Source organism: Micromonospora sp. NPDC048905, from assembly GCF_040649655.1.
Taxonomy (GTDB): domain Bacteria; phylum Actinomycetota; class Actinomycetes; order Mycobacteriales; family Micromonosporaceae; genus Micromonospora.
This window is the reverse complement of the sequence record NZ_JBEZFV010000009.1, coordinates 1-16,416: the sequence shown is the minus strand read 5'-3', so window position 1 is coordinate 16,416 and position 16,416 is coordinate 1. Positions and strand designations below refer to the sequence as shown.

Annotated in this window: 10 protein-coding genes; 7 read left to right on the top strand and 3 right to left on the bottom strand. The window is 70.8% G+C overall.

The annotated features are described in order from the left end of the window. Positions 1-26: 26 nt before the first annotated feature. Entirely contained in the window at positions 27-3,995 is a 3,969-nt protein-coding gene (locus AB0C01_RS23335) for a CARDB domain-containing protein (protein ID WP_357572107.1), read from the top strand. A 118-nt stretch (positions 3,996-4,113) separates the two neighbouring features. Here AB0C01_RS23335 and AB0C01_RS23330 read toward each other — a convergent pair whose 3' ends face one another. Continuing rightward, on the bottom strand, positions 4,114-4,236 hold the full coding sequence (locus AB0C01_RS23330) for a hypothetical protein (protein WP_357248083.1): 123 nt from the start codon (positions 4,234-4,236) through the stop codon (positions 4,114-4,116). A 584-nt stretch (positions 4,237-4,820) separates the two neighbouring features. Between AB0C01_RS23330 and AB0C01_RS23325 the strand changes: the two genes are divergently transcribed. From AB0C01_RS23325 to ispG, 4 genes are all read left to right on the top strand, one after another. After that, a complete protein-coding gene (locus AB0C01_RS23325) occupies positions 4,821-5,477 on the top strand; it encodes a Uma2 family endonuclease (protein WP_357247201.1) in 657 nt (218 codons plus the stop codon). A gap of 157 nt (positions 5,478-5,634) precedes the next feature. Beyond that, positions 5,635-6,846 (top strand): 1-deoxy-D-xylulose-5-phosphate reductoisomerase, encoded by a 1,212-nt coding sequence (dxr, locus tag AB0C01_RS23320; protein WP_357572106.1) that lies wholly within the window; start codon positions 5,635-5,637, stop codon positions 6,844-6,846. Continuing rightward, positions 6,846-8,096 carry a site-2 protease family protein gene (locus AB0C01_RS23315; RefSeq protein WP_357247207.1) on the top strand — a complete coding sequence of 417 codons (1,251 nt, stop codon included), beginning with the start codon at positions 6,846-6,848 and terminating at the stop codon, positions 8,094-8,096. The genes dxr and AB0C01_RS23315 overlap by 1 nt, the downstream gene beginning before the upstream one ends. Positions 8,097-8,105: 9 nt before the next feature. Beyond that, a complete protein-coding gene (gene ispG / locus AB0C01_RS23310) occupies positions 8,106-9,278 on the top strand; it encodes a flavodoxin-dependent (E)-4-hydroxy-3-methylbut-2-enyl-diphosphate synthase (RefSeq protein ID WP_357247209.1) in 1,173 nt (390 codons plus the stop codon). Positions 9,279-9,348: 70 nt separating this feature from the next. Here the strand turns inward: ispG and AB0C01_RS23305 are convergent, their stop codons facing one another. Beyond that, complete coding sequence (locus AB0C01_RS23305; RefSeq protein WP_357247212.1) at positions 9,349-9,942, bottom strand: PadR family transcriptional regulator; 594 nt, start codon at positions 9,940-9,942, stop codon at positions 9,349-9,351. 287 nt (positions 9,943-10,229) lie between these two features. On the opposite strand from AB0C01_RS23305, the gene AB0C01_RS23300 reads away from it, so the two are divergent. Next, complete coding sequence (locus AB0C01_RS23300; protein ID WP_357247215.1) at positions 10,230-11,069, top strand: GNAT family N-acetyltransferase; 840 nt, start codon at positions 10,230-10,232, stop codon at positions 11,067-11,069. Positions 11,070-11,509: 440 nt separating this feature from the next. On the opposite strand, the gene AB0C01_RS23295 is transcribed toward AB0C01_RS23300, so the two are convergent. Continuing rightward, positions 11,510-12,073: a hypothetical protein gene (locus AB0C01_RS23295; protein WP_357247218.1), complete on the bottom strand. Its 564-nt coding sequence runs from the start codon at positions 12,071-12,073 to the stop codon at positions 11,510-11,512. Between the two features lie 695 nt (positions 12,074-12,768). Between AB0C01_RS23295 and AB0C01_RS23290 the strand changes: the two genes are divergently transcribed. Further along, positions 12,769-16,326 carry an ABC transporter ATP-binding protein gene (locus AB0C01_RS23290; RefSeq protein ID WP_357572105.1) on the top strand — a complete coding sequence of 1,186 codons (3,558 nt, stop codon included), beginning with the start codon at positions 12,769-12,771 and terminating at the stop codon, positions 16,324-16,326. The last annotated feature ends 90 nt before the right edge of the window (positions 16,327-16,416 follow it).

Sequence of the window (16,416 nt, the reverse complement as noted above, 5' to 3'; positions counted from 1 at the left end):
ACCGTCCCCCGACGACAAGGACAGTGATGAGACGAACGAATCTGTTCAGGATGGTGGCGGCCACGGCCGCCGCCGCGCTGATCGCCACGGTCGGAGCGACAGCCGTCGCGAACCCGGCCGCCGCCCGCCCCGCCGAGCCGGCAGCAGCGGCACCGAGCAGCGGGTTCGCCGCGGCGGCCACCAACCTCGCCCAGGGTCGTCCCACCCAGTCCAGTGGCCACGCCGACGTCTACGACTCGTCGAAGGTCGTCGACGGCAACGCGGGCAGCTACTGGGAGAGCGTCAACAACTCGTTCCCGCAGTGGGTGCAGGTCGATCTCGGCTCATCGCAGTCCGTCAACCAGGTCGTGCTGAAGCTGCCGACCTCCGGGTGGGGGACCCGGACGCAGACGTTGAGCGTGCAGGGCAGCACCAACGGTTCGTCGTTCAGCACCCTGGTCGGGTCGCAGACGTACACCTTCAACCCGGCGAGCGGCAACACGGTCACGATCAACGTCAGCCAGACCGCCACCCGCTACGTCCGGATCACCATCACCGCCAACAGCGGCTGGCCGGCCGGGCAGCTCTCCGAGCTGGAGGTGTACGGCAGCGGCGGCACCACCCCGGACACCACCGCGCCGAGCGTGCCGGGCAACCTCTCGTACACCCAGTCGGGCACCACCATCAGCCTCAACTGGGTGGCATCGACCGACAACGCGGGCGGCAGCGGCATCGCCGGCTACGACGTCTACCGCAACGGCGCGTTCCTCCAGTCCGTCGGCAACGTCACCACGTTCAACGACACCCAGCCAGCCACGGCGACCGTCTCGTACTACGTCCGGGCGCGCGACGCCGCGGGCAACCTCTCCGGCAACAGCAACACGGTCACCCGGACCGGCAGTGGTGACACCACCGCGCCGAGCACCCCGGGGACGCTGTCGCAGAGCACGTCGGGCAGCACGATCACGCTCACCTGGGGGGCCTCCACCGACTCCGGCGGCAGCGGGCTGGCCGGCTACAACGTCTACCGGGGCGGCAGCCTGATCGCCACGCTGGGCACCGTCCTCACCTATCAGGACACCCAACCGGCGACGGCCACGGTGTCCTACTACGTCCGCGCCCGGGACGGCGCCGGCAACCTCTCCGGCACCAGCAACACCGTCACCCGGACCGGGAGCAACCCGCCCGCCTGCACCAACGTGGCGCAGGGCAAGAGCATGACGGCGGGCGGCTCCACCTTCAGCTTCACCCCGGACAAGGCGAACGACGGGCAGCTCGGCACCTACTGGGAGGGCGCGGCGAGCTACCCGCAGAACCTGACCGTTGCGCTGGGTGCCAACCACTCGATCTCCGGCGTCACCGTGAAGCTCAACCCGGATTCGGCGTGGGGCACCCGTACCCAGACCATCCAGGTCCTCGGCCGCGACCAGTCGTCGTCGGCGTACACCAGTCTGGTGTCGGCGGCGGCCTACCAGTTCGTGCAGGGCACCAACGCGGTGACCATCCCGGTCAGCGCGACCACGGCGGACGTGCAGTTGCGGTTCACCGGCAACACCGGTGCCCCGTCCGGCCAGGTCGCCGAGTTCGAGGTGTGCGGCACCCCGGCGCCCAACCCGGACCTGGTGGTCAGCTCGGTGACCTGGTCGCCGACCTCGCCCAGCGAGGTCAGCACGGTCACCCTCTCGGCCGTGGTGCAGAACATCGGGTCGGCGTCCGCCGGCGCGACCACCGTCAACGTCAGTCTGGCCGGTGCGGTCGTCGGCAGCGCCACGGTGGGCGCGCTCGCCGCGGGTGCCTCGACCACCGTCTCGGTCAACGCGGGCACCCGCCCGATGGGCAGCTACGCCGTCACCGCGGTGGTCGACCCGACGAACACGATCGTCGAGCAGAACAACGGCAACAACAGCTTCACGGCGGCGTCGCCGCTGGTGGTGGCGCAGGCCCCCGGCCCGGACCTCCAGGTGCTCAGCATCGCCTCGAACCCGCCGAACCCGGCCGTCGGCGCGTCCGTCACCTTCACCGTGGCGGTGCGCAACCGGGGTACCACCGCGACCGGCGCGACCACCGTCACCCGGCTGGTGGCGGGCAGCACCACGCTCAACACCAACACCGCCTCGATCGCGCCCGGCGCGACGGTCACCGTGGCCGTCACGGGTAGCTGGACCGCCACCAGCGGCGGCGCCACCATCACCGCCACCGCGGACGCCACAAACGCGGTCGCCGAGACCAACGAGACGAACAACGCGTTCAGCCAGTCGATCGTGGTCGGGCGCGGGGCTGCCGTCCCGTACGTCTCCTACGAGGCGGAGGCCGGCCGTTACCAGGGCACGCTGCTGGAGACCGACGCCCTGCGTACCTTCGGGCACACCAACTTCGCCAGCGAGTCCTCCGGCCGCAAGTCGGTACGGCTCACCGGCACCGGCCAGTTCGTCGAGTTCACCTCGGCCAACCAGGCCAACTCCATCGTGGTGCGCAACTCCATCCCGGACGCGCCGGGTGGCGGTGGCATCGAGGCGACCATCAGCCTGTACGTCAACGACGCCTTCTCCCGCAAGCTGACCCTGTCGTCGAAGCACAGCTGGCTCTACGGCAACACCGACGGGCCGGAGGCGCTGACCAACACCCCGCAGGCCGACGCCCGACGGCTCTTCGACGAGTCGAACGCCCTGCTGGCGCAGTCGTACCCGGCCGGCACCCGGTTCAAGTTGCAGCGCGACTCGGGTGACACCGCGTCCTTCTACGTCATCGACATGATCGACCTGGAGCAGGTCGCCCCGGCGGCCAGCCAACCGGCCGGCTGCACCTCGATCACCTCGTACGGTGCGGTCCCGAACGACGGGCTCGACGACACCGCCGCCATCCAGCGGGCGGTGACCGACGACCAGAACGGTGTCATCGGCTGCGTCTGGATCCCGGCCGGGCAGTGGCGGCAGGAGCAGAAGATCCTGACCGACGACCCGCTGAACCGGGGCATGCACAACCAGGTCGGCATCAGCAACGTCACGATCCGGGGCGCCGGGATGTGGCACTCGCAGCTCTACACGCTCACCGAGCCGCAGAACGTGGTGGGCGGCATCAACCACCCGCACGAGGGCAACTTCGGCTTCGACATCGACAAGAACACCCAGATCTCCGACATCGCCATCTTCGGCTCGGGCCGGATCCGGGGCGGTGACGGCAACGCCGAGGGTGGCGTCGGTCTGAACGGTCGCTTCGGCACCGGCACGAAGATCAGCAACGTGTGGATCGAGCACGCCAACGTGGGTGCCTGGGTGGGCCGCGACTACGACAACATCCCCGACCTGTGGGGGCCGGCCGACGGGCTGGACTTCAGCGGCATGCGGATCCGCAACACGTACGCCGACGGCATCAACTTCAGCAACGGCACGCGCAACTCGCGGGTGTTCAACTCGTCCTTCCGGACCACCGGTGACGACGCGCTCGCCGTCTGGGCCAACCCGTACGTCAAGGACCGCAACGTCGACATCGCCCACGACAACCACTTCGTCAACAACACCATCCAGCTGCCCTGGCGGGCCAACGGCATCGCCATCTACGGCGGCTACGACAACTCGATCGAGAACAACCTGATCTACGACACCGCGAACTACCCGGGCATCATGCTGGCGACCGACCACGACCCGCTGCCGTTCTCCGGCACGACGCTGATCGCCAACAACGGGCTCTACCGCACCGGTGGCGCGTTCTGGAACGAGGACCAGGAGTTCGGTGCCATCACCCTCTTCCCGGCCACCCGGGACATCGTCGGGGTCACCATCCGGGACACCGACATCATCGACTCCACTTTCGACGGCATCCAGTTCAAGAACGGCGGCGGCACCATGCCGAACGTCGCCATCACCAATGTGAAGATCGACAAGTCGAACAACGGTGCCGGCATCCTCGCGATGAGCGGGGCGCGCGGCAACGCCAACCTGACGAACGTGACGATCACCAACTCGGCCGACGGCAACATCGTCATCCAGCCGGGCTCCCAGTTCGTCATCACTCCCTGATCCACACGTTTTGCATAAAGTCGGGGTGTCCGCGGCATGCGGACACCCCGACTTCTGTAATCCCGAGTCGATCATCGCGGTGCGTCTCGGCGGCCAGGCCGAAGCGCGCCGGCCCCGGTCAGGCGGTCGGCACGGGCACCAGGGCCGCCGCGAGGGCCTCGGCGTTCTTCTTGTCCACTCGGGGGAAGGTCAGGGTGACGCCGTCTCCCGCGGTGCCGAAGGCGATGCGCAGCAGACTCACGATGCCCATCCTCCTCGCTGAGCGTCATCTCGCCGAAGTCGACGACGGCAAGGTGGCCGAGCGAGTCGCACAACGCCACGGCCAGCGCGGCGACCTCGTCGAGGCTGGTCAACGTGGTCGGCAGGTGGATGATCCAGCGTGGTCGGGTTGCGAAGCTCATGGCAGGATCACGGTTCCTCCAGCGATCAACGTCTGGATCTGCCCGTCGGTCAACCCGCGCACAGCAGTTGGCCAACCGCCGCTGAGCCGCTCGGCGAACTCGTTCACCAGAGATCTTGGAAGAATCCGGCCCCGGGAGGGGCGATTTCCCTCCAAGATCTGTCGCGGTCCGGGTCCGGGTCCGGGTTGGCCGCCCCGCGATTTCTGCGGAGGGGGTGCCGGGTGGACGCCCGGGGGATCGCACCGGCCGCCGCTCGCTGCTGCCCGCAGATCTTGGACACTTTCCGTTTCGCCTTGACGGAAAGTGTCCAAGATCTGCGCGACACCGTGGTCCGTGGGCGGACTGGGTGTGCGATGACGCGCATCTGGGGCTGCGGTGGCTAGGCTGACCTGAGCAGGATGGTCCGCTGAGGGGGTGAGCCCGGATGGCCCAGGCCGCGTTCGCGCCGGAGCCGGCGCCGCAGCACACCGAGCCGTCGTTCGACGTGCTGCGGTGGCACGACGAACCCTGGACCGCGCAGCTCGCCCTCGACCTGTTGCCGGAGACCAACGGCCCCAAGGTTGAGGTCCTGAGCGGAAGCGTGATCGTGACACCACACGCGGGAATCGATCATCAGTCGGTCGAGCGGGAGTTGCCGTACGTGCTGCACCGTGCTGCGCGGAAGGCCGGATTCTGGGTCTACCCGGAGATCAACGTGATCTCCGGGGATGATCTTTTTATCCCGGACATCGCTGTGCTGCGTAACTCGGGCGGTGGCCGCACGACGGTTCCCATCGCCGAGGCGGTGCTGCTGGGGGAGATCGTTTCCCCAGGTAACCGACGCAAGGACGTGATCGACCGGCCTCGAGAGTACGCAGCCGTCGGAGTGCCGTTCTTCCTCCGGGTGGACCTGCGCAACCGGGTGCCGACCATCGCCCTGTTCGAGCTGGTCGACGCGGAGTACCGGCCGCTGGCCGCCGCCGCGGCAGGCAGCACGTTCGCCATGCGCGAGCCGTTCGAGTTCGCCATCGACCCGGCCGAACTGCTCGACGAGGAAGCACCGGACGCGACGCCCACCGACTCGGCTGACGACAACGCTTGATCGACACGGCTTCGTTGAAGTCGGGGTGTCCGGGTGCCGGGGATAGCGCGACTTCCTTGAAAGCGAGTCGATCAAACGCCGGGCGCACGGCGCGGGCGGGCGGGAAAGGGCTGAGGCTCCCAGCGGGCGTTCAGTGACGGTGGGGGAGAATGGCCGCGTGACTTCCCCCCGCGACCTCGTCCTGCTCGGGTCCACCGGTTCGATCGGCACCCAGGCCATCGACATCGTCCGGCGTAACCCGGACCGGTTCCGGGTGGTCGCGGTGGGTGCCGGCGGCGGCAACGTCGAGCTGCTGGCCGCGCAGGCCCTCGAGTTGGGCGTCGAGGCGGTCGGGGTGGCCAAGGCGTCCGCCGCCCAGGACCTGCAACTCGCGTTCTACGCGGAGGCGAGCCGGCGTGGCTGGGCCACCGGCGACTTCAAGCTTCCCAAGATCGTGGCCGGCCCGGACGCCATGACCGAGCTGGCCCAGTGGCCGTGCGACATCGTGCTCAACGGGGTGGTCGGTTCGCTGGGCCTCGCTCCTACGCTGGCCGCGCTGCGTGGTGGTCGTACCCTCGCGTTGGCCAACAAGGAGTCGCTCGTGGCCGGCGGCCCCCTGGTCAAGGGCGCGGTGACGCGGCCGGGGCAGATCGTGCCGGTCGACTCGGAGCACTCGGCGCTGGCCCAGTGCCTGCGCAGCGGGACGCGCGGCGAGGTGCGCCGGTTGATCGTCACGGCCAGCGGCGGCCCGTTCCGGGGTCGGCGACGCGACGAGTTGACGCAGGTCACACCGGAGCAGGCGCTCGCACACCCGACGTGGAACATGGGGCCGGTCGTCACGATCAACTCGGCGACCATGGTCAACAAGGCGCTTGAGGTGGTCGAGGCGCACGAGCTGTTCGACGTGCCGTACGCCGACATCACCGTCATGGTGCACCCGCAGTCGGTGATCCACTCGATGGTCGAGTTCGTCGACGGGTCGACGATCGCCCAGGCCAGCCCACCGGACATGCGGCTGCCCATCGCGCTCGGCATCGGCTGGCCGGACCGGGTGCCCGAGGCGGCCACGGCGGTCGACTGGACGGCGGCGCACGCCTGGGAGTTCGCGCCGCTCGACGACGAGGCGTTCCCGGCCGTCGCGCTGGCCAAGGCCGCGGGGGAGGCCGGGCGCTGCCGCCCGGCGATCTACAACGCGGCGAACGAGGAGTGCGTGGCGGCGTTCGTGGCGGGCCGACTGCCGTTCCTCGGCATCGTCGACACCCTGGAACGCGTGTTGGAGGACGCTCCGGACTTCGACGAACCAGGTACCGTCGAGGACGTGCTCGCGGCTGAATCGTGGGCACGCGCGCACGCGCAGGAGATCATCGCGGGTTCGGTGGAAGGAGCTTGATGTCGTACCTGCTCGGGGTGGTCCTCTTCGCCCTGGCCATCCTCGTCTCGGTCAGTCTGCACGAGGCGGGGCACCTGCTGACCGCCAAGATGTTCGGGATGAAGGTCACCAAGTACTTCGTCGGTTTCGGCCCCACCATCTGGTCGTTCCGGCGGGGTGAGACCGAGTACGGCCTCAAGGGCATCCCGCTCGGCGGCTTCTGCAAGATCGTCGGGATGACGCCGCAGGACGACGACGTCGAACCGGGCGACGAGTCGCGGGTGATGTGGCGCTACCCGGTGTGGAAGCGCACGATCGTGATGGCCGCCGGGTCGATCACGCACTTCGCGCTCGCCCTGGTCACCATCTGGATCCTCGCCGTCTCCGCCGGCCTGCCCAACCCGGACTTTCCCACCACCGACACGGAGGCCCGCAAGGAGCCCGCCGTGATCCAGCTCAGCCAGTGCGTGGTGCCGGAGAACGCGGTGCGGGCGTGCACCTCCACCGACGCGGCCAGCCCGGCGGCCCAGGGTCAGCTGCGCAACGGTGACCGGATCACCTCGATCAACGGCACCGCGATCGGCAACTACGGCGACCTGCTCACCACCCTGCGCGCGCTCAAGCCAGGAGAGACCGCGCAGATCCAGTACGTCCGTGACGGGCAGCCGGGCAGCACCAGCACGGTGCTCGCGCAGACCCAGCGTCCGCCGCTGGACGACCCGACCGGTGCCACCGTGCCGGTGGCCGCGCTCGGCGTCGGGCTCGTCCCCAGCACCCCGACCCGGGTGACGTACGGGCCGGTCGGAGCCTTCGGCGCGACCGCCGACTTCACCGGTGACCTGGCCGTCGGCACCGTACAGGCGCTGCAACGCCTCCCCCAGAAGGTCCCCGCCCTGTGGACCGCGCTCACCGGCGGCGAACGCGACGTCGACACCCCGATCAGCGTGGTCGGCGCCAGCCGGCTCGGCGGCGAGGCGGTGGAGAACAACGCCTGGCTGGTCTTCTTCATGCTCTTCGTGTCGCTGAACTTCTTCATCGGCGTGTTCAACCTGCTGCCGCTGCTCCCGGTGGACGGCGGCCACATCGCCATCGCCTGGTTCGAACGGGCCCGCTCCTGGGTCTACGCGCGGATCGGCCGGACCGACCCCGGCCGGGTGGACTACCTCAAACTGATGCCCTTCACGTACGTGGTGATCCTGATCGGTGGCGCGTTCACGCTGCTGACCATCGCCGCGGACGTCGTCAACCCCATCACGCTCTTCTCAAGGTGAGTGCCTGAAGTGACAGCTATCAGTCTCGGTATGCCCGCCGTGCCGCCCCCGCCACTCGCTCCCCGCCGGGCCAGCCGCCAGATCATGGTCGGTTCGGTGCCGGTCGGTGGCGGCGCGCCGGTGTCGGTGCAGTCGATGACCACGACCCTCACCTCCGACATCAACGCCACGCTTCAGCAGATCGCCGAGCTGACCGCGTCCGGTTGCCAGATCGTCCGGGTGGCCGTGCCCTCGCAGGACGACGTCGAGGCACTGCCCGCGATCGCCAAGAAGTCCCAGATCCCGGTGATCGCCGACATCCACTTCCAGCCCAAGTACGTCTTCGCCGCGATCGACGCCGGCTGTGCGGCCGTCCGGGTCAACCCGGGCAACATCCGGCAGTTCGACGACAAGGTCAAGGAGATCGCTCGTGCGGCTGGCGCGGCGGGCGTGCCCATCCGGATCGGCGTCAACGCCGGGTCGCTGGACAAGCGACTGCTGAGCAAGTACGGCAAGGCCACCGCCGAGGCGCTCGTCGAGTCGGCGCTGTGGGAGTGCTCGCTGTTCGAGGAGCACGGCTTCCGCGACATCAAGATCTCCGTCAAGCACAACGACCCGGTCGTGATGATCCGCGCGTACCGGCAGCTCGCCGAGCAGTGCGACTACCCGCTGCACCTGGGCGTCACCGAGGCTGGCCCGTCCTTCCAGGGCACCATCAAGTCGGCGGTCGCCTTCGGTGCCCTGCTCGCCGAGGGGATCGGCGACACCATCCGGGTGTCGCTGTCCGCCCCGCCGGTCGAGGAGATCAAGGTCGGCAACCAGATCCTGGAGTCGCTGGGCCTGCGTGAGCGGGGCCTGGAGATCGTCTCGTGCCCGTCCTGCGGTCGCGCCCAGGTGGACGTCTACAAGCTCGCCGAGGAGGTCACCGCCGGCCTGGAAGGACTGCCGGTGCCGCTGCGGGTCGCCGTGATGGGCTGCGTCGTCAACGGTCCCGGTGAGGCCCGCGAGGCCGACCTGGGCGTCGCCTCCGGCAACGGCAAGGGTCAGATCTTCGTCAAGGGCAAGGTCGTCAAGACGGTCCCCGAGGCGCAGATCGTGGAGACGCTGATCGAGGAGGCGCTGCGGATCGCCGACGAGATGGGCGCCGAGCTTCCCGAGGAACTGCGCGGGCTGGTGACCGGCCCGACCGTGACCGTGCACTGATCGTTCACTCGGAAAAGCGGCCGTTCCCCGTGCGGGGAACGGCCGCTTTCGTCTGCACAGGCCTCGCTCGTCACTCGGATTCGGCGAGGATCGCGTACAGCTTGCGCCGGGTCTCGTCGAGCACCTGGGCGGCCCGCTCACGCTGGTCGTCGGTGCCGTTCATCATCACCTGACGCAGGGCGTTCATCGCCTGCGCACCGGAGTCGCGGATGTCGTGCCAACTGGTCACGGTGCCCTGGGCGACGTCCGCCCACGCCGGGGTCTGCGCCGCCTCGGTGGCCTCGGCCTGGCCGGCCTCGGTGACCGTGAACCGCTTCCGCCCGCCGCCGGACTCCTCCGTGCTGGCGACGATCACACCCTCGTCCTCCAGCAGTTGGAGAGTGGGGTAGATCGAGCCCGGACTCGGCCGCCACGCACCGCCGGTGCGGGAGTCGATCTCCTGGATCATCTCGTAGCCGTGCATCGGCCGCTCGGTGAGCAGAGCCAGCACGGCGGCTCGGACGTTGGGGCGTCGGCCCCGACCCCGGCCACGGCCTCGACCGCCCCAGGGGCCGCCGTGTCCGTGCTCGTGGCCATGACCGTGCGGACCGGGCGGGACCGGCGGGAAGCCGAATCCCCGCATCCGGGCCTCGTGCAACGGGTGGTGCTGTCGGTGGAACCGCATCGGGTTCTTCCTTCCGTAGGACTATCGCTGATGCATCAACGATATATCGGCAATGCATCGCCGACAAGTCCCCGGGCGATTGACGCGGTGGCTGCTCGCCGCGGGGGTGCTCGCCCACCCACCGGGGAGCTGTGGTACTCCGACGCCCTTTTATCCTGGTCTGGGCACTGTGCTCCCGGTCGTACGGTGGGCCGGGCGGACCCGTCCGACCAGCGGGCCGGCCGAGCCGCTGCCGGCCTTGCCACTCGACCGGCGGAGCGGGGGGTCGATCTGGCAGGCTGGTAGGCGTGCTGACGGTGCCGGTACGCCAACTGGGGGAATCGGAGCGCCGCGCGGTCGAGCGTCTACTCGACCATGACCCGTTCGCGGGCGCGCAGGTCGCCGAGCGGATAGCCGCGCGCGGGCTCTCCTGGTGGCGGGCCGAGGGCAGAATCCTGGGGTACGGCGCGCGCCGCAACCTCGAATCGCTGTGCTGGCTCGGTGGCAACCTCACACCGGTGCTGGCGACCGACGCCGCGGTGGCCGCCTTCGCCGACCTGCTCGCCGGCGAGGAGCGGCTCTGCTCCTCCATCGTCGGCCGAGCCGATGCGGTGCTCGGGCTCTGGGACCGGCTCTCGGACACCTGGGGGCCGGCGCGGGACGTCCGCCCCAACCAGCCACTGCTGGCCACCGACACCCTGCCACAGGTACCGGCCGACCCGGAGGTACGCCAGGTCCGCTCCGGCGAGGTCGATCGGCTCTTCCCGGCCGCGGTGGCCATGTACACCGAGGAGGTCGGCGTCTCCCCGCTGGCCGAGGACGCCGGGCGCAGCTACCGTCGACGGGTCAACGACCTGGTCCGGGCCGGTCGGGCGTACGCCCGCTTCGTCGACGGCAAGGTCGTGTTCAAGGCCGAGCTGGCCGTCGTCACCAAGCGGACGGCGCAGGTCCAGGGCGTCTGGGTGGCACCGGAGTGGCGGGGCCGGGGGATCGCGACGGCCGCCATGGCAGCCGTGGTCCGCGACGCGCTGCTGCGGGTCGCCCCCACCGTCAGCCTGTACGTCAACGACTTCAACCTCCCGGCCCGCCGGGTCTACGAGCGCTGCGGCTTCCAGCCGATCGGCACCCTCGCCACCGTCCTCTTCTGACCCCTGCTGCGTGCCGTCGGGTTGCGCGCCGCGCGCCGGGCCGGGTCGGCGTGCCGAGCCGTCGTGCCGGCGTGCCGCGTGCCGGGCCGCGCCGGCGTGCCGCGTGCCGAGCCGCGCCGGCGTGCCGCGTGCCGAGCCGTCGTGCCGGCGTGCCGCGTGCCGGGCCGCGCCGGCGTGCCGGGCCGCGCCGGCGTGCCGTGCCGGGCCGGCCGCGTGCCGCGTCGCCGGTAGATCTTGGACAGTTTCCGTTTCCGCGTGAACGGAAACTGTCCAAGATCTCCGAAAAGCCGCCGGCCACGGCCGGGTCATCACCTCTGCGGCACGCCCGACGGCGCGTATCCCATTCGCTCGCGCCGACCAGGCGGCGGATACGCCGCTGGCCGGCACCCCGAATTGCGGGGCGCCGGCCAGCGGTCGGTGTCGTGCGGGTGGTGCTGGTGTCAGCTGTTCCAGTACTGGGCGACGAGGTCGGTGGCCTGCTGCTCCCACTGGGCGTAGGCGTCGGGGTAGGCGGAGACCTGGACGGTCTGTGCGGCCTCGGTCAGGGGCATGTCCTGCCAGCCGTCGACCTGCTTGAGGCCCTTGAGGAACGCGGTGGTGGAGTAGGCCGGGTCGGTGATCTGCTCCGGCGTGCCCCAACCCGAACTCGGGCGCTGTTGGAACAGGCCCAGCGAGTCGTGGTCGTTCATGTCGCCCAGGTGGCCGAGGTTGTCCAGCTTCGACTCCTGCAGGCTCGTCGCGATCGAGATCACCGCAGCCCGCTCCGGGAGGCCGGCCTTCTTCGTGGCGGCGATGATCGCCTTGACGTTGGCGGTCTTCTCGTCGTTGAGGTCGATGTGCGACTGCTCGCCCTGCGGCTTCGGCGCGGTGGTCTGCACGGCGGCCGCGACGGGCTTGCCCTCGACCGGGGTGGCGGCGTGGGCGGCGATCGGGCCGGCGAACACACCACCGGCGAACGCGAGACCAGCAACGGACAGGACGCTCTTACGCATGATCGTGTTCATGGGGGTAGCTCCTTCGGGGGTAGGAAACACCCCGACCGCCAAAAGGGGGGAACGGCGGCAGGGTGTGAGCACCTCGTCCGGCGCTGCACGTTCACAAGGGGGAAGTCTGAGGGGTGACACCCTGTCGGGCGTCGGAGTCGGCGACCTGCCGAGCGGGGGACTCGGGGCGCCGGGGTTCAGGTGTAACGACCGGCGGGCCGGGGTGATTCCGGGGGGCGGCCCATCCATCGGCACCCACGTGAAGGCGGTGCCCGCGGTCGTTCGTGGGGGCTGTAACGACCCGGCCGGGTCCCGCATTCCCACCCCCGGGGGGCGGGGGCGGCGGGGCGGTGGTCCTGCGATCGTCAGGGTATGTAACGACGCCGCCCCGGCCATGATTCCGCCCCACGGGTGCGGCCGGTCACCACCCAGCGACCCCTTGAATCGGACAAACCTCGCGCCGACCGCCACGCCGGGCATGCGCGGCGCTGGGTGCCGCGCGCTCCGGCACCCAACGGTCACCAAACGGCATGATCCACTCGACGTCACGGATATCGGGGTGTCCGGGACGGGCTGACCCCGCGACGTCACGGAAGCCGAGTCGATCATGGGATCGGCGGAAGCTGATGCCCTGTTCGGGGCCGGAAATTCGGTTGAATCTGGGCGTCGTCGCCGCCAGGCTGAAGTCTCCGCCACCCCACGTCCGGAGGACTTCCATGCGCCTGCTCCGTGATCTGTGGGGCACCTCGGCACGTCGGATGACGGTCGTGGCCGTCCTGATCGTGCTCGGCGCCGCCGGCCAGGCGGGCGCCTCGGCGTTGGCCGGTGCGGTCCTGGTGCACCGGTCGTCCGGTTTCTTCGCCGTGCTGGCCGCGGCGCTGGTCGCGGTGGTGCTCAGCGACCTCGCGGTGAGCCTGCTGATGGCCGGCGTGACGGCGGACTGGTCCGCCGACGTACGCCGCCGGCTCTGCCGGGTCGCTCTCGGGCAGGACCTGCCCACCCTGGAGACCACCCCGGTGGGTGAGCTGCTCGACCGGATCGACGGGGACGTCTACCAGGTGGCCTCGGCGATCCGCAACCAGGGCACCCGGCTCGCCCAGGGCCTCTGCGTCGGCCTGTTGTCGATGGTCGTGGCGTTGGCCGTGTGGTGGCCGGCCGGGGTCGCGATGCTGCTGCTCACGGTGCTGCTCGCCGCCGGCCTGCGGCGGCCCACGGCGCGGATCGCCCCGGCCCGGATGCGCGAGGAGGAGGCGTGGTCCGACCTGGCCGCCGTGATGGAGGAGGCGGTGCACGGCCAGGACGACGTACGTACCAGCCTGGCCCGGCCGTACGTGCTGCGGCTCTACGCCCGGCGGGCCGCCGCCGTGTTGTCCCGGGGCAGCCTGGTCTGGGTGTTGTCCGCCCGGGTGGCCGCGGCCGCCACCGCGACGATCCGCGGCGGCATCGGCGCGGTGGTACTCGGAGGGGCCTGGGCGTTGGCCACCGGCCGGATCGACGCCGCCCGGCTCACCGCCATCTGGCTGCTCGCCCTGGCCTTCGGGGCCACCGCGGAACACGTCAGCCGAATGGTGCCGGAGATCCAGGAGGCTCTGGGCGCATGGGCGCGGGTGCGGCTGCTGCACAGGGCCCGGCAGGAGCCCGTCGGCGGGGCCAGCCCGACCGAGGGTGACCTCCGCATCCGCGACCTGACCTTCGAGTACGAGGTGAGTGGCCCCGAGGGCGGCCGGGGGGCCGCGTTGCGCGGGCTCAGCCTCACCTTCGCGCGCGGACGCTCGTACGCGCTCATCGGGCGGACCGGTTCGGGCAAGTCGACGTTGGCGAAGGTGCTCACCAGGGCGGTCGACGTGCCGTCGGGCACTGTCTTCCTCGGTGGCACCGACCTGTGCGACCTCGACGTCGAGCAGTTGCGCCGCTGGGTGGCGCTGGTGCCGCAGCGTACCGAGATCCTGGCGGGCACTCTCGCGGAGAACGTCGCGCTCTACGACCCGGAGCTGCTCGACGCCGCGGCGAAGGCGCTTGACGAGTTGGGCCTGGCCGGCTGGATCGCCGAGTTGCCGGACGGGTTGGCGACCCGGCTCGGGGAGGGCGGGCACGTGCTCTCCGCGGGCCAGGAGCAGCTGGTGGCGTTCGCCCGGATCCTGGTCCGTGACCCGCATGTGGTGGTCCTCGACGAGGCCACCGCGCGTCTGGATCCGGTGACCGAGGCGCGGGTGCAGCGGGCCACCGAACGACTGCTGCGTGACCGGATCGGCATCGTCATCGCGCACCGGCTCTCCTCCGTGCGCCGCTGTGACGAGGTGGTGGTGCTGGCCGACGGCGCGGTGGTCGAGGCCGGTCCACTGGAGACGTCGACGCGTTTCGCCGAGCTGCTGGCGACCAGTCACGCCGCCACGTACGCCGCGGTGGCACCGATGGGCCGTGCCGGCGCGGGCACCGACCTGCTGGTCGGCCCCGATCCGGCCGATGCCTGGCCGAGCGAACCGCCGACGACCGGTGCCGTCCCGAAGGCCGGGTCGATCGCCGACCAGATCGAGCAGGTCACGCCGGCCGAGCAGGTCGGGCCGACGCGGGCCGATCCGCCGCCGCTGCCGCCCGTGCCGCCGGCCCGGACACTGCGGGAGATCTTCCGGCTCTGCACCAACGATCCCCGGTACGGGCTGGCCGCGATCGGGTTGTTCCTCGGGCTCAGCCTGCTGGGGCTGGACGGCCCGGTGCTGCCCTGGCTCTGGGCCGACCTGGTCGACGGGACCGGCAACCCGTACCTGCCGGCAGTCGGGATCGTGGCCGGGCTGCTGATCACCCTGCCGCTGCCGTTCTACACCCACGTCTGGTTCCCGCAGTGGTGGGTGCGGCAGATGCTGCGGATCAGCCTGCGCCTGGTGCACGGGCAGACCGGGCCGCGCCGGGTCAGCTCGCACACCCCGGCGGAGGTCGTGGCGCAGGGCGGCGACACCGAGCGGGTGGTCCAGCTCGCCGACAACGTGCTGGATCAGGCCGTCGCGCTGGTCCTGGTGGTCGCCATGACGGCGGTCACCGGCAGCGTCGTACCGGGGCTGTTCTTCCTCGGCACGATGGTGGTCTCCGGGCTGGCCGCGACGCTGTTCGGGCCGAAACTCGAACGTGCCGCCCAGGCGACGGTGACGGCGCGCGCCGCCTTCGCCACGGCTCTGGTCTCCGCGCTCTCCGCAGCACGGACGGTGAAGCTCGCCGGCGCGACCACGGCGGTGCTGCGCCACCTGGCGGGTCTGGACGTGCTGCGCAGCGACCGGCAGCGGCGGGAGATCTCGGTGCAGGTGTGGGCGCGTTCCACGCCGTCGATGGCCAGTGGGCTGTTGCCGATCGGCGCGTGGGCGCTCTACCTGAGCGGCTCGCTCTCCGCCGGGGCGGTGCTGGTGGCCGTGTCCACGTTGGGCGCGGCACGGTGGTTCGCCTGGACCACCGCTTCGTTGATCTCCCAGCTACCGTCGGCGCGGGTCTGGACGCGGCGCACGGTGGCGATGACCGGGGTGAGCACGTACTCCGCGGGGGTTGCCGCGGTCGACCTGGCGGCCGGGACGGCGCCCGCGCCGACACCCGCGCCGCGACATCCGCTGCGACGGCTGGAGTTGCGCGGTTTCGGGGTGGTGCACTCCGACGGCACGGTGGCCGTCCGCGACGTGGACCTGACCGTGCAGCGGGGGCAGTTGGTGCTCGTCGTCGGGCCGGTGGGGTCGGGCAAGTCCTCGCTGCTGCGAGGGCTGGCCGGGATCGTGCACCACACCGGGGAGCTGGCCTGGAACGGTGATCCGGTCACCGAGCCGGAACTGTTCCTGCGCCCCAACCAGGTCGGCTACGTCGGCCAGTTGCCGCGGGTGCTGTCCGGCACGGTCGCGGACAACATCGCGCTCGGGCACCAGGTGGACGCGGCCGGGGCGGTCAGCACCGCCCAGCTCGACCACGACCTGGCCGCCGCCGGCGGTGGGCTGGGTCTGCTCATCGGGCACAAGGGCACCCGGCTCTCCGGCGGGCAGTTGCAGCGGTTGGCGTTGGCTCGGGCGCTGGCGCCGCGTACCGAACTGTTGGTCGCCGACGACGTGTCGTCGGCGCTGGACGTCACCACCGAGTTGGCGTTGTGGCAGGCGTTGCGCGACCACGGGGTGACAGTGGTCGGCTCGACCGCGAAGCGCGCCGCGCTGGTCCGCGCCGACCACGTGGTGGTGCTGATCGGTGGCACGGTGGCGGCGCGAGGCAGCTGGCAGGACCTGGAGGGGGACTGGTCGCACCTGGCGGGCTGACCCGTCGGACGGAGGCGGTGGACGACCAGCGGCCGCGAGGCAGGAAGAAGTAGGTGAGCACCAGGGTCGCGAGCAGGACGGTGGCGGCGG

Excerpts from the sequence above, each read along its gene's own strand:
- AB0C01_RS23290 (WP_357572105.1), top strand. The coding sequence starts at position 12,769 with ATGCGCCTGCTCCGTGATCTGTGGGGCACCTCGGCACGTCGGATGACG.
- AB0C01_RS23335 (WP_357572107.1), top strand. The coding sequence starts at position 27 with ATGAGACGAACGAATCTGTTCAGGATGGTGGCGGCCACGGCCGCCGCC.
- AB0C01_RS23325 (WP_357247201.1), top strand. The coding sequence starts at position 4,821 with ATGGCCCAGGCCGCGTTCGCGCCGGAGCCGGCGCCGCAGCACACCGAG.
- AB0C01_RS23315 (WP_357247207.1), top strand. The coding sequence starts at position 6,846 with ATGTCGTACCTGCTCGGGGTGGTCCTCTTCGCCCTGGCCATCCTCGTC.
- AB0C01_RS23305 (WP_357247212.1), bottom strand. The coding sequence starts at position 9,942 with ATGCGGTTCCACCGACAGCACCACCCGTTGCACGAGGCCCGGATGCGG.
- AB0C01_RS23295 (WP_357247218.1), bottom strand. The coding sequence starts at position 12,073 with ATGAACACGATCATGCGTAAGAGCGTCCTGTCCGTTGCTGGTCTCGCG.